The sequence below is a fragment of the Calothrix sp. NIES-2100 genome, assembly GCF_963875285.1.
In the GTDB taxonomy this organism is placed as follows: domain Bacteria; phylum Cyanobacteriota; class Cyanobacteriia; order Cyanobacteriales; family Nostocaceae; genus Aulosira.
In genome coordinates, this window is the sequence record NZ_CAWNLA010000001.1 from 6,624,694 (window position 1) to 6,639,232 (window position 14,539).

The following is a 14,539-nucleotide window of genomic DNA, read 5'->3' on the forward strand; positions in this document are numbered from 1 at the left end:
TTAGGGTGTGTTTTTAAACTACGACTGACGAATCAAGTACTAAATTTCGAGGCAATACCCTGCTTTAAGTGCTACTCTGCTATGCTTTGCAGTACGGCTTCAGCAGTACGATCACTGAATTTCATACTTCATACTTCAGACTTGAGTTAAAATGGTTAAAAAGTTGCAAAAAAAGCGTCATCTAATTCATAACCTAGCATTTGCGCTAGAGATTTCAGTCGTGATTGAGTAGGTAAACCTTGCTGTTTTAGCCAATCACTTAAAATAAAAATTTTGTGCATTAAAAATATTTCTAAGGCTTCAGGGTTATACTGAATCCCTTCTTTCGGACTAAATTGGTGCGGTACAAGCATAGCAGTATAACGGGCAAACTCACCTGCTTTCCAATCTAATAAAAATGGCAACCAGGGATATTTGGCATCTAGACGGACAAACCATAACCGCACTTCTGGAACCTCGGAAATTTCCCGTGGGTCTCCTGGTTCTAGATCATATTTAATATCAAAGTGCAGTTGCTGTTCGTGGGATGCGATCGCTTCCTCTTGCAATAATTTTTCAATTACTGTTGAGGCGGGCGACAGATCCAGATGGTTAATGGAGTCAGTATTGATTGCGATCGTGATTGTCATTGACTCACCAGCCACTTTATTTATACTCAACTTTAAGCTCGATCATCCACAGTAGCAGCTTTTAGGGAGCGATGCTACATTTGCGCCTATGCTGTCTGGAAAATAGGGGGCGTAGCAAGAATCCTCACGCCTTTAGAGGTGAGGAGTGTCAAAGTGCCAAAGCTTTAAACGACATATAAACCGCTAAAATAATCAGCAGACATGTAAACAAAAATCTGACTAAATTATCTGACAGTTTTGGCAAAAGCCTAGCGCCATAAGTTGCTCCCAATAGCGATCCAACTCCCAACATCAATCCTGGCAATATCAATACATTAGTAGAATCTGCGATTACATAACGACTAACTGCCCATAAAGAAATTAATACAATAGCACCATAGCTGGTTTGTACAGATTGTTTAATTGGCATCTTCAGAAGCAGAACTTGCAGGGGAACCATGACAATACCCCCACCTACTCCAAACAAACCCGATAAAATTCCAGCAATTAGTCCAATTCCTTGAGTTATTAAAATTGGTGTTGAATCTCCTGGGCTTTGATAAGACTCAATTTTTGCAGCTTTTTTCTCATCTTTTTGTAGTTTATTTTTGAAATTTATTAGCCAGATTGCAGTAATCTGGAGAGCGGCAAAACTTAATAATAGCCATTTACTCGGTAAAGCCCTGGCAATGCTGACTCCTATTTCGGTTGTTAGCATTGCCGGAAATGTTAACAAGGAAACCGTTTCCAGTTTAAGTGACTTCATTTGCAAATTCTGGATTGTCCCAGAAATTGCGCCAAGGGTAATAGCAACTAAGCTAGTTGCAACAGACTGAATTGGTGACGCTCCCACTGCTGCCAGTGCTGGCACATAAAGTAAACCGCCTCCAATACCAAGGAGAGCAGAAATAATTCCCACAACTATGCCAATCGGAAACAAATGTAACACACTTAAAATACTGCTAGCACTGAGTTGTGTCATGTTAAAAACTATTAGAAAAACAGGAGTAGGGGGCATCGTCATCTGTAATGGGCAATTCGCACTTTTCCATCATTTACCTATTGGTAATTGGGAACTGACCATTGAGCAAATAGAGTAACTAAATAAGAGAAGCAAAATTAGGTTGTGGCTGCTGTTGCACTCCTAGGATTTGGCGAGCTTGATCGGGGGTGGCGATCGGACGATCTATTTTCTCACAAAGACCTCTTAAGTTAGCTACTAATTCTGCATTTGATTTTGCTTTCTGTCCCTTACTGACATAGGTTTCGTCCTCAAATCCTGTACGAATATGACCCCCCAGTAAAATGGCTTGTTCTGCAATCAAACGGTTATACCTACTCCCTGTACCCAATGCTGTCCAGTGAGATTGTTCTGGCAAGTATTTAACCATATACTCCAGATCTTGAGCGGTTGCGCCAATCCCAGAATAACTTCCTAGGATGAGCAGGAAATGCAGCGGCTCTTTTAAGATGCCTTTTTCCAATAATCCTAAGGCAACTCGGATATCTCCCAGATCGTAAACATCGCATCTAGGGATAAGACCTAAACTGTAAATACGCTCAATCTGATCTCTTATATCGTTTGGCGGGTTGAGAATAACTGTGTTTTCATCAATATTCCTAGTTGACAGGTTAAGCGCACACATCTCTGGCTTGAGTTCGGGCTGATTACCCCACATGGCTGAAGATATTTTCACCAGATTACCGCGTTCAACTTTTACTTGTCCTGGTGCTAACTTGTCTGTTCCACGGGGGGTGATTTCGATTATCGGAGTAGGAACAATTTGTTTAAGCTGGGAAATAGCTTCATAATATCGCTCTGGAGCCAGAGATTCTTCCCCATTATCGCCACGAACATGCAGGTGTATAATAGAAGCGCCATTTCTAACTGCTTCTTGAGCAGATTTCGCTTGCTCTTCTGGCGTTAACGGCACAGGAGCTATTGCTCTGTTAGTACGGTGTCCAGTGATTGCACAGGTGATAATAACAGGTTGCTTAGGCAATTGAGAACACCCCATATTTATACAGATTAGAAAAGTCAAAAATTTGACAATGAAGCCTGAATTCAAATAAACCCTTAACAACAGCAAAAAAATGGCAGAAAATTTCCTTAGACCGAAAAGTTCTGCGTTAACGTCAAGCCCTTCTGGCATAGGTTCTCTACGAGAGGCTGCGCCAACGCTTAGGGCGCAGCCTCTCCGACAGGAGAAGCTATGCCGTAGGCTTTACGCTTACCGCGTAGCGGACGCACCAGAAGGTATCGCTCTGTTATGGATATTTGTAAACCTGATTTTTGTCTAAAAAACTATATTTTTCGAGACATTTTTGAGAGAACTCATTGATAACTTCAATGTAAGTAAAACTAATAAAATAGCTAAAAAGGTAAGTCTTGACTTAAAAGATGTTTATTGAAAGCGGCGGGAAACTCCATCCCCTTGTGGGTGGAGAGGGACAGCCGCCTTGCCGCATTGGGCATTGGGCATTGGAAAATTCTTCCCCATGCCCAAAAACTCTATCCCGTTGTGGATGGAGTTTTTCATTTTCCTACTCAACGCAGGAGAATAATATTTGATTATTTAATATTTCTAAATATCTGTCAATAATGATCATCAAATAGCAAGGTAAAACTTGATGCGATTATCATTTTACCAAAGGAATGTTGAGTATTTTAACTGATTGACAAAAGGTGTTTTATTTGAAGATCTGCCGGATGCACCGACACCAATTGTGCCAGTTGCGTCAGTCCTAAAATTAAAGACGCGATAAAAATCGCGTCCTATAACGTCTTTGTCTATTTGCCGAAATTTAAAAGAAAATCATTTACTTAAGAGTTACTGGCATTCATTTCACCTCTAGGCTTCCTGTTGGAAAGATAGGTAGTCTATGGCTAAGAATGAAATCTTGCCACCTTCACTTTGTGTTTCCCCATAGGGTATGCCATTAACAGTCGCACATTCATTGTTCATACCTAAAGCCGAAAGCCTAAATGCATAAACTCTGTGCTTTGCATATAGTTATACGTTGTAATTTTTTTTGCTCTAGTTACTTACTCCATAAAAATTACACAGTAAATACTGAAAGTAAATTAAATCTCATTTGAATGTGATAAATATGAATTTAATTTTCAGCTTTCTGTATTTACCTGATAGACATTATGTAAATCTGCGGAGGTTATGTTAATACGTGAATATGCTGAACTTTCGCTGATTTACTCAATGGTTTCCGTGGAAGTTACATTACAATTTTTGCTTGGTGATGCTATGGACAAAATATTATTTTATTTGTCCAGAGTAATTAGTTTATCTCGAAGACTATATCATCCAATTTGAGTTTTAGGTGACTACAAATATCTAGTAGCGCTACCTTATAAGTCGGAATTCATATCTGCCTGAAGCTTAAAAAAAGTTTAAGTTATTGTCATTGGTCATTGGTCATTGGTCATTGGTCATTGGTCATTGGTCATTGGTCATTGGTCATTGGTCATTGGTCATTGGTCATTAGTCCCCCTTGCCTTGTCCCCCTTTTCCCCTCATCTCTCTTGTTTTCCATGCATAGAAGCGCTTTGTGGCTTGTTTTTGAAAATTTTACCAAGGGAGGCAACTGGATATTAGCGGGTTCATCCGGGCAAGGAACACCTGCCTTTAGTGGACATTACCAACGAGTTTAAGCTAAAGTTGTAATGAGTTTGTTTTAGATTAGGAAGTGACAAAACGACTTCAACAAACAAAAATCTTTAACCTGTAATTTCCCCAGCCATTAAAAGCAACAACAGACTTAATGGGAAAAAGTAGTAACATCCTCACATATAAGTAAGAATAATCAACTTACCTTAAATGGGGAAAATTGCCCCAACAATTAACAAATTTAAAAATATGCCAAAACAAGCAATCACTACAAAACCAATTCGTTCGTTAGAAGATGCGCTCTCTCAGTGTCAGTTGCTAGGAATGCGCGTTAGCCGTCAGCGGCGCTTTATTCTAGAATTACTTTGGCAAGCTAATGAACATCTTTCTGCCAGAGAGATTTACGATCGCTTGAATCAGCAAGGTAAAGATATCGGTCATACTTCTGTTTATCAAAATTTAGAAGCCTTATCCAGTCAGGGTATCATTGAGTGTATTGAACGTTGTGACGGGCGTTTATACGGTAATATCAGTGATTCCCATAGTCATGTCAACTGCCTTGATACCAATCAAATTCTCGACGTTCATATAGAACTACCAGAAGAATTCATTCGCCAAGTTGAAGAGCAAACGGGAGTAAAGATTAGTGATTACAGCATTAATTTTTATGGTTACCGTAACGCCCAAGCAAGCTGATGAGGAAAAAGAATCAAGGTAAATTGATAACCCCAGTAGAGGTCTTAACTCTCAAAATTGGATAATTTACAGCCTTTTTCAAGTAAATGAAGTATAGCTGTTGACTGTTGACTGTTGACTGTTGACTGTTGACTGACTTGAAAGCCTTTTATTGTCAGGGTTTTATTTTAGCTTGATGTCCTAATCTATCTGGCTACATCTGTATACAGGTAGCGGGTAGGGGCACAACATTTTTGTGGCTTGACAATAATCTCCACCTCAGCAATTTGATATTTGCTGTAATTTTTGGCATTATCTGACTATTTTTTTTACTTTTTTGAACTTTGATTAAAATCATCTAGACGCTGATACCTACAAAGAGAATTTAGGGGTTTGAGCGTCATTTATTTTTGGGCGCTCAATTTTGGTTTTGAGATTTTAGATGGAACCCATACCTGAAAGTATCGGACTTAATCCAGAATTTTAAATTCTATGTTTGAGATTTCCAATTGAAAATACAAACTTTATAATTTAAAATTCGGTGACAATGAGGAGTATCAAGGTTGTTGTCTAGCAGGGGAAGAACAGGGTTTCTGTTTTTAAGCAAACTATGAGCGATCGCCTTCTCAGGTTATTATTAGTTGACCAAGACCCCATCTTTAGGTTAGGGTTGCGGGTAGCATTGGTGGAAATTCCTAATTTGCTCATAGTCGCGGAGGTTGAAACGGATACCGCTGCTTTACAGGTTCTAGCAGAACTAGCTAAACAAGACCCTAACCAAGTAAATTTAGTGGTTTTGGAATTAGGAAATCATCGTTCCTCCAAGCTGCAACAGCAAGGATTACAACTTTGTGGACAACTAAAAGCTTTATACCCTCATCTGCCTATATTACTTTTAAGTTCTGTTACAGAACCAGGTTTACTATTAGCAGCAAAGGCTATTGGTGTAGATGGTTACTGTCCTAAAGGTACTGCTGTTGCTGAATTGGTTGCAGCTATGCAAGCAGTCAGTCAAGGTGGTTCTGCTTGGTTTGGTGAGGAAAGGGAGCAGGGGAACCGCACTTCGACTACGCTCACTTCGACTACGCTCAGTGAGCGGGGAGCAGAGGAGCAGAGGAAACTCAATACTCATGATTTAGGACTCCCTTTTGCTAGGCTGCGAAATAATTTGCGTTTGTCAGGAATTGCTTACATTGAAGCTACCCTCAACTCAGTGACAGCACAATTGCAAGTCCCTGGACTAACACTGATGGAGCAAGCAATTCTCGCTGGACGGCGAAGAGAACTATTAGCAGCACGTTGGCTGATGAATCGGATGTTGCCCAACATACCAGAAAGGCAACCGGAACAACAGCAATTCATGCCAGCTTCTGTGCAATTACCACCGCCTATTAATTCTTCAATTAGCGCAATTACCACATCAGATTCACAACAATTACAAAATTCACCACCTTTACTTAGCCCAAGGGCATTGCAATCTAATTTATTTGCAGCTTGTATTAGTAAATTGCAATTGCCTTTAGTAAATATCACAGATGTGCCTTTAGAAATAGACATCTTACGCGAAGATAAAAAGCGAGAATTGCTTTATTTAATTCTGCAAAAGCTGGCTCAACAGTTAGATGATATCCGAGTAGCGCAAATTTCTATAAATAAATTGAATGATTTAAAAGAAACGATATTACATGATTTATGGCAGGTGACAGTCACAGATTTTTTTGGCAAATTTACGCGGGTGCAAGTTGGCGATCGCTCTCTCGAAATTGTCAATTTATTACTACAAAATATTCAAATTGTCCAGAAAGAAATCCTGAATAAAATTCCTTTAATCATCGAGCTATTTACTCATCTACTATTTCAAACTGATTTGCAAGTTGATAATACTTCTTACCCAGCAGGTAGCCCAGAAGCAGAGTCACAAGCATTAATGATTTTAGAGAACTTGTTAATTCAGGTAGCTAATGGGGTAGTACAGCCGCTACTTAATTCTTTAGCAGATTTAGAAGTAATTAAACAAGGTTATTACGATCGGCGATTGATTTCCACTAGGGAAATTGAAAGATTTAGAAACAATTTATCTTGGAAATACAGGTTAAATAATTATGTAAATGAGCCAAAGGCAATTTTTGAAAGCCATTATGAAATATTTGTCTTTGCACCACGAGGGATTGCTAAAACTTCAATGTATGCGCCTCGCTCTCAAGAATTAGCACAATTATCAAACATACCTCTGGTAGTGACTTTGGTCTTAGAATTTCGGGATGCGATCGCACCTCAAATCCAATTACTTTTAGGTATTTTTGGTAGTGGTATTGTCTTCGTTCTCACCCAAATTATCGGTCGGGGTTTAGGCTTAATTGGTCGCGGAATTCTCCAAGGTATTGGGAGTGTTTCGTTAACAGAAAAAAGCTTCAAGCGCAAAAGCGATAAGGGGACAGGGAGTAGAGGATGAGTAAAAACTCCGAAATTTACTCATTGTCTACATCTGGAAATCTCCTTTTCTTTTGTCAGTTGAATATTCATGATTTTTACTGACTTTGTTGCTGCTCTAACCAAGTAGATAAATCTGCGATTGATGAAATTTTAAAAAGCGCCCTTCCTAAAGCTTCTAGCTGTTCTTTATTTAACACTTGAACTTTCTCAATAATTGACGAATCAATTTCACCAAAGCGTTCATTAAGTAAAGACATACAAAATCTTAACGCTTCTTTTTGTTCTCCCTGTTGTTCTCCCTTCTGCAAAATATCCTGATAAATCACTGATTCCTGCATAATATCCTCGCTCAATAACTGATGAATAAAATCTTTATTAAATCGCAAACCTGCTAAAATTTCTGTATAGGCAGCAGTATTCTGCCTCGTTTCTCTATCTGAAATTTTAGCAACACTCTGGGCAACCTGGGATAATAACGTTTGCGGGGAATCTGTTTGTGTTAATGGTGCTAAGGGTAATAATGCAAGATTATCCAGAAATAAGGCTGAATCTTGCTCCCACATCCGTATAACTCGATAGCGGTGAGTTGTCATCTCATTGACGTATGCTTCAGTAAAAGCTATTTCGTTACTTGTCTCTTGCAAGAAAATTACTACTTGCGTTATTGGCACATCATATTTTCGCACTAACCTGACAAAATAATCCAACATTCGCAAGGGAATCGGAGTTTCGGATTTATCTGTTGTTTGAAATTCGAGATGTAAAATCCGATTCTCTGTTTGCAGAAATGTCACAGAGTCAGCGCGAATTGGTTCGATGCTTAATTCGGTTTTTAAGACTTTAATTTTTTGTGGTTCATTAGGTAGTAACCAACGCACAAAATCTGTTGGATATTTTTCTGCTAATATTTTACAAACATTGTCAAAAGCCATAAATTTTATACCTTAGTCTTATACTCCATACCCTGCGGCAAAGTATAAACGTTACAATTGCTACGCTCCATTTTATTACGTACCCTGCGGTCAGGCGTTCCGCCAACGCAATGACAAAATATGTTGTTACACATTTGGGATGCTCCCATACCCTGAAACCATTATTCGATTATGAATGCGTAAATTCCTAGAATGAGAAAGCATTCAATAATATTGATAGGGTAATCTACCTTTTTACTTGCGGAAAACACTAAAATGAGTGCGCGATTTACCGAAATGAGTAAGCGATAAGGCATTTTACTTGCGGAAAACACCAAAATTAGTAAGCGATAAGCCTTAATGAGTAAGTGATAAGGCATTTTACTTGCGGAAAACACCAAAATTAGTAGGCGATAAGCCTTAATGAGTAAGTGATAAGGCATTTTACTTGCGGAAAACACCAAAATTAGTAGGCGATAAGCCTTAATGAGTAAGCGATAAGGCATTTTGAGTAAGTAATCAAGCAAAATGAGTAAGTAATATCAAGTTCTGATAAATATTTGTGATTGCGAGTGTCAAGCCTTATCCTAAGCTGTTGCGTATTTAATTTGTATATTGGACGCGGGCAAGATGCCCGCACTACAATAATTTTGCGTTTTCGTTTTATAAAATTATGACTTACGCAAAAGTCACGGAATTACGTCATTACGAGCAAAGCGACGTAATCGCCTAAAATTCTGGGATTGCTTCCCTACACTACGTTCCGGTCGCAATGACAAATTTTGCTTGCGTAAGTCCTGAAAATTTAGCTGCACATCAAGCTTATGTGATTAGGAAACGTTCTCATGTAATTAGGAAACGCTATATTATTCAGTCGTGGCTTGAGTTTTGAGGTTGACCCTGATGACAAAAAAACTACGGTTTTCAAGGTAGGCGCGATTTAGCTACTTTCTACCCAGCAAAACTGTTAGATCCGATTTTACAGTTTAATAGGGGGAGCATCCCAATGCGTGCAAATTTATCAAATCAAAACTAGTCATTGCGAATGGAGCGAAGCGGAATGAAGCAATCGCAAAGTCTAGCTGCTGCGATTGCTTCGCTTCATTTCATTACGCTCGCAATGACAAAATATGTTTTTACACATTTGGGATGCTCCCTTAATAGGAGCGATCGCCTGAGTTAACCCATGAGGATCGACAGGGTAAATGGGCTGCAAATGGACAATCTGAAGTCGCGTAATTTAGAGATAATTGCACAAGCAACGGCTTTGATTTTCTCTTGGTGGGCTACATATACGTAATTTTTTTTCACGAATCAAATCGGATTTTTATAGTTTTAGATGTAATGTTTATAAAAAGCTACAAATGAACAAAACATAATTCCACACATCCCGCGAGTAATTATGATTAATGATTTGATCGGCTATAGCGATTTTATGGGATTAGCAGCATCTTATAGTTATGCCATTGGTTTACTGTTATTTGGTGAAGGACTGGGTAGGCTGTTTCATGTCCCGCCAAATCTGACTCGTAAGATTATCCATGTGGGTGCAGGAATGTGGGTATTTGGTGTACTTTTGCTGTTTAACCGCTGGGAAATGGGGATTGTACCTTTTGCTAGCTTTATTGGTGTAAATTATTTGCTGTATCGTTACCGGGTGATCCGGGCAATGGATACTGATGATAGTTCACCAGGTACGGTATATTTTGCTATTTCTGTAACATTGCTGTTTGCACTGCTGTGGCGACCTTCTGGCCCTAGAGATGATGTTGCGATCGCTGTGGCTGGAGTGATGGCGATGACTTGGGGAGATGCACTAGCCGCATTAATTGGGAGGCGTTTTGGTCAACATAAATACCAAGTAGGAAGTTCTATCCGTTCTTGGGAGGGTTCATTGGCAATGTTTCTTGCCAGTACCACGTCGATTTTTTTGGTATTAATCTTACTACCTGGTTCATCACTGAGTCCCCTAGCAGTAGCTTATGAGGTGAATCAAGCAGCATTGGCGGCGGTGGTTAGCGGGGCTTTGGCTACATTAGCTGAGGGTGTGTCACCTCATGGTACAGATAACCTCAGTGTGCCGTTAGTGACAGCAGGCGTAGTATGGATTGTAATTAATAATTTGTAATTTGTCAGGTATAAGAACCCCACCCCCAACCCCCTCCCCGCAAGCGAGGAGGGGGCTATGATATACCTCATGTGATTAGGAAACGCTATAGCTTGCTTGCTGATAAGTAGGTAGGCACAAATAAACCTAACTATGTAACAAAATGTAAAAAGCTGAAAACCCTTGCGATTGCTTCTTCGTACCTCCTCTCTTCGAGACGCTACGCGAACGCAATGACAAAAGTATAGTTATGTTTTTTAACGCTGACCTACTTAAGATGTGATGATTTTGGCTATTGTATTTACTATTTATCAGAAAGTTTTTCGGAAAAATTGACTTGCGACATAACTTGTGTGCGGATTGAATTAGCAGCCTTCTCTGCAATTTCTTCTCTATCAGAATCAGTAAGCAGCATTGCAAGTAAATATTTGAGAACTTCACGGTTAGATATAAACTCTTCACCGTATAAATCATCTTGCAGTAGGGTGGCTTCTAAGTAAGGTATTAGTTCAGGTGAAGGAGATAGCAACCGCTGTTTAATGCATGTCTTTGCAGCTTCTGTTGCGGCTTTTGTACCTATACCTAAATCCCATGTTTCAATTATGAGTTTGATTTCACGGTTAAGTAATACACGCAGCGTTGATAAGCGATCAAATAAAGATAGGTTGAGGATTAAAGGTGATAATGCATTAACCCAATCCAAAGCAGCGTTAATTGTGTACTTTTTTTCATATTCATTAAAAACAACTTCATTGAGCCATCCTTCACCAAAAAGTAAATCTACAGCTTCTTGATTTGTGATTGACTCGCTTACCTCAGAATTATTATTTTCCTGTTGTTGATTCATAAATTTTATCTGATATTCTTCTGTTTATAGGTTCCAATCGCGGCGGAAGTGTAAGAAACTTTCTATAAATTCTTGCCAAGCCAGGTTACTATTTAACTTTTGTTTGTGCCACTCTTGTACAGATTTTTCGATAATTTCTGCAAAACTAGGATAGATAGGCGATAAATTTTCTAACTGCTGAATTTTAATATTTTGGGATATTGCCAAGGCAATTATATTAATTAATTCTCCTGCGGCTGCACCAAATATTTCGGCTCCTAAAATTTCGCCATTGCGTAATAAAATTAATTTACAAATACCTGTAGTTTCGTTGCGAATTTGGGCTGCTGCTACTGTTTTAAAATACTGTTGCAATACTAAAACTTCTTGGTGATGATATTGCTGTTTTGCTTTTTTCTCTGTCATACCGACTTGCGCTAACATCGGCTGCGAAAATATCGCTAAAGGTATGCACTCATAATTAACTCTTGACTTAGAAAGAAATAAAGCATTATTTAACGCTATTCTCGCTTCATATTGAGCAACATTGATAAAATCATAGCCACCAATGACATCACCACAAGCATAAATCCGAGAATTGGTAGTTTGCAGTTTATTATTAACTACTAAATGACGCTGATACCATTTCACGTCTACTGCTGCTAAATTGAGAGATTCAACATTTGGTTGTTGTCCAGTTGCTACTAAAATTTCATCTGTTTCAATTGCTTGATCTCCAGCTTGAATCCATTTTTTATCTTCAATTCGCCGCACCTGAGTTACTTTTGTTTGAGTGATAACACGCACACCTTCAACTTCTAATTGTGCCTGAAGTAACTGGGCTATCTCTGGGTCAATATTCGGCAAAATTTGGGAACGCTGAACAACGAGTGTGACATGACAACCTAACCGCGCTAAGGTTTGAGCTATTTCTATGCTTTGGGGTACACCACCAAGAATCACCCAATTTTTCGGTGGTGTTGGCGTGGGAGAATTTGGGGTGTATTTTCCCCGCCCATACAGGAGAAATTGCCAAATGTTGGATAAGGTAAGGTAGCCGGTGGCTGATAATCCGTCAATCTCTGGAATGGCTGGACGGGAACCACTAGCTAGCAAATAGGTACGGGATCTCAAAAGCCGTTGGTTTAGCCCGCTTTTGGTATCGCTAATAGCAAATGCTAAATGGGGCGAAGATTGAAATTGACCATTGTCAAAAATAACATCCACTCCTAGGGCGGCTAGGTTAGCGGCAGAATGCTGTGCTTCTATATTCGAGACAACGCCTTGCGCATATAACATCGCCTCTGGTAATACTACCGATATTGGAGATTTTTCTGGAGTTTCCACGGGTGAGGTAGGAATACTCAGACCAACTGCTTCACGTAGATGCTGCGCTAGGTTGCCAATTTCGCTAATCGCTTGGTGATAGTAAAACCCATAGTTAAGTTTGGGTTCCACTAAGGCAACTTTAGCTTGTAGTTGGTTAGCCACTAGGGCTGCGTAGCGTGCAGTAAGACTGCCACCAATAATCACAACATCGTAGTCAATGGTCATTTGTCATTTGTCATTTGTCATTTGTCATTTGTCATTGGTAATTGGGCATTGGGCAATAGTTATTTGTCTGTGTTGTCCCCTCTGCCCCTCTGCCCCTCTGCCCCTCTGCTCCTCTGCTCTTTCATCCCCCTGATCTTCACTTGCGTTATTTAGTTAGTGGCCAGTTGAAAATCAAACATAACTGGCCACTAACAATTGATAACTGACACAAAAATCAACACTCAGCAGTTATTACTGAGTTTAACGCTGTGAGTAAGCGTTGGTTGTCGGCTTGAGTACGTACAGCAACGCGGAAAAAGCGATCGCCTAGTTCTTTAAAACTCAAACAATCGCGAATTAAAATTTGGTGATACGTCAGTAATTGTTGCTGCAACTGGGAAATTGACTGATTTGACTCTACCAGTAAAAAGTTGGCAGCGCTGTTTTTTGGGTGTAGTCCTGGAATTGCTGCTAAACCTCCAAGGAGTTGAGTTCTTGCAGGTGGTAGCCATAACCAGGTTTGCTGTTGAAATTCCCTATCTTGGAGTGCAGCAATCGCCGCTGCTGCTGCCAATGTATTGACAGGCCAGGGGTCACGCCACAACTGCCATTTAGATAGGCGGTCAGGATGAGCGATCGCATATCCCAGCCTCAGCCCAGGTAGACTGTAAAATTTTGTGAGCGATCGCAACACTACTAAATTGTCGTATTCCTGTACTAGCGCTATCAGACTTTGTTCCTCATCGGGAGACAAAAAGTCCATAAACGCCTCATCCACCACTACCAAGGCAAATTGATCCAGGTAGGGGAGAATTGATTCCCGTAAAAAAAGCTTTCCCGTAGGATTCTGGGGATTGTTAAGAAGTAGTCCCATGTCCTGAAAATCTTTGCTGCCTTTGTCAAGAAAAGATGACAAATTAGCTGCCGATTCCCAATCAACGGGAAACTCCAGTACTTGAGCGTTATATGCCGACAGAGTCCGGTAGTAGTCGCCAAAGGCTGGAGTTATTAAAACTGTTGCGGCTAATTCGGCTAATTCTCGACCAACTAATGTCAGTAATTCTGCTGAGCCATTACCCGGCAGAATCCACTCGAATGGTAGTTGATGGAAGTGACTGAGAGCGAGCCTCAGTTCACTGTAATTAGGATCTGGATAGTGCCTAAGATTACCTATTTGGGATTGAATAGCGGCGATCGCGCTATTCGGTGGCCCCAACGGGCTAATACTGGCAGAAAAATCCAGAATAGCAGCAGGGGGACAGCCAGCCAGTGCTGCTGCCCAAGCTAAATTGCCCCCGTGTGCAGGTTGCCGCATCAAATTAAGGTTCCTAGAACAAGAACCTATGATTTTGGGGGTGCAACCTTTTCCCTAAACAACTTCCCAGCAGAGAAGGCAGGAACCTTGGTAGCAGGAATTTCCATCTTTTCATTGGTTTTAGGGTTACGACCTTCACGGGCTTTACGTTCCCGTGATTCAAAGGAACCGAATCCAACCAGCGTTACTTTATCGCCAGAGGAAACAGCTTCAATGATGGTTTCCAAAGCCGCAGTCAGAACTGCATCGGCTTGCTTCTTGGTCACACTAGCCTTTTCAGCTACCGCATCAACTAATTCACCTTTGTTCATAAAATCAAACTCCTTGAGGTTTACTTGAGACACGCTACAGATGCACCTTGAAGCATCCTTACGGAAATCTCTGTTTGTAGGAATACAAAAGTCATCCTTTGGGAGCATTTTTACTCAAAATGGCTGCAAATCCCATCGGCTCGACTTTTCAATGAATCATTCTAAGGTGTAGTAGCCTGATGTGGATATATGAAACC

General features: G+C 40.1%; 11 protein-coding genes. 3 read left to right on the top strand and 8 right to left on the bottom strand.

Annotated features, from left to right (window positions below; genetic code table 11):
- Positions 1-155: 155 nt before the first annotated feature.
- From AACU32_RS26900 to AACU32_RS26910, 3 genes are all read right to left on the bottom strand, one after another.
- Positions 156-629 (bottom strand): CRR6 family NdhI maturation factor, encoded by a 474-nt coding sequence (locus AACU32_RS26900; protein WP_096604220.1) that lies wholly within the window; start codon positions 627-629, stop codon positions 156-158.
- A gap of 148 nt (positions 630-777) precedes the next feature.
- Positions 778-1,590, bottom strand: a complete 813-nt coding sequence (locus AACU32_RS26905) for a sulfite exporter TauE/SafE family protein (RefSeq protein ID WP_339378300.1) — start codon at positions 1,588-1,590, stop codon at positions 778-780.
- Between the two features lie 118 nt (positions 1,591-1,708).
- Complete coding sequence (locus AACU32_RS26910) at positions 1,709-2,611, bottom strand: 3-keto-5-aminohexanoate cleavage protein (RefSeq protein WP_339378301.1); 903 nt, start codon at positions 2,609-2,611, stop codon at positions 1,709-1,711.
- Between the two features lie 1,869 nt (positions 2,612-4,480).
- Here AACU32_RS26910 and AACU32_RS26915 point away from each other — a divergent pair.
- Both AACU32_RS26915 and AACU32_RS26920 read left to right on the top strand, forming a co-directional pair.
- Complete coding sequence (locus AACU32_RS26915) at positions 4,481-4,927, top strand: transcriptional repressor (protein ID WP_096608192.1); 447 nt, start codon at positions 4,481-4,483, stop codon at positions 4,925-4,927.
- 589 nt (positions 4,928-5,516) lie between these two features.
- Positions 5,517-7,358, top strand: coding sequence for a DUF3685 domain-containing protein (locus AACU32_RS26920; protein WP_096604223.1), 1,842 nt, complete (start codon positions 5,517-5,519; stop codon positions 7,356-7,358).
- Between the two features lie 76 nt (positions 7,359-7,434).
- Here AACU32_RS26920 and AACU32_RS26925 read toward each other — a convergent pair whose 3' ends face one another.
- Positions 7,435-8,271: a DUF4351 domain-containing protein gene (locus AACU32_RS26925; RefSeq protein WP_096604224.1), complete on the bottom strand. Its 837-nt coding sequence runs from the start codon at positions 8,269-8,271 to the stop codon at positions 7,435-7,437.
- A 1,381-nt stretch (positions 8,272-9,652) separates the two neighbouring features.
- On the opposite strand from AACU32_RS26925, the gene AACU32_RS26930 reads away from it, so the two are divergent.
- Positions 9,653-10,378, top strand: a complete 726-nt coding sequence (locus AACU32_RS26930) for a diacylglycerol/polyprenol kinase family protein (RefSeq protein WP_096604225.1) — start codon at positions 9,653-9,655, stop codon at positions 10,376-10,378.
- A gap of 283 nt (positions 10,379-10,661) precedes the next feature.
- On the opposite strand, the gene AACU32_RS26935 is transcribed toward AACU32_RS26930, so the two are convergent.
- The 4 genes from AACU32_RS26935 to AACU32_RS26950 all read right to left on the bottom strand — a co-directional run bounded on the left by AACU32_RS26935 (position 10,662) and on the right by AACU32_RS26950 (position 14,342).
- Positions 10,662-11,204 (bottom strand): hypothetical protein, encoded by a 543-nt coding sequence (locus AACU32_RS26935; protein WP_096604226.1) that lies wholly within the window; start codon positions 11,202-11,204, stop codon positions 10,662-10,664.
- Positions 11,205-11,228: 24 nt separating this feature from the next.
- The gene (locus AACU32_RS26940; RefSeq protein ID WP_096604227.1) at positions 11,229-12,737 is read right to left on the bottom strand and encodes a dihydrolipoyl dehydrogenase family protein; all 1,509 of its coding nucleotides are present in this window, start codon (positions 12,735-12,737) and stop codon (positions 11,229-11,231) included.
- A gap of 214 nt (positions 12,738-12,951) precedes the next feature.
- A complete protein-coding gene (cobD, locus tag AACU32_RS26945; RefSeq protein WP_096604228.1) occupies positions 12,952-14,031 on the bottom strand; it encodes a threonine-phosphate decarboxylase CobD in 1,080 nt (359 codons plus the stop codon).
- Between the two features lie 26 nt (positions 14,032-14,057).
- Entirely contained in the window at positions 14,058-14,342 is a 285-nt protein-coding gene (locus AACU32_RS26950) for an HU family DNA-binding protein (RefSeq protein ID WP_009457351.1), read from the bottom strand.
- Positions 14,343-14,539 lie beyond the last annotated feature (197 nt).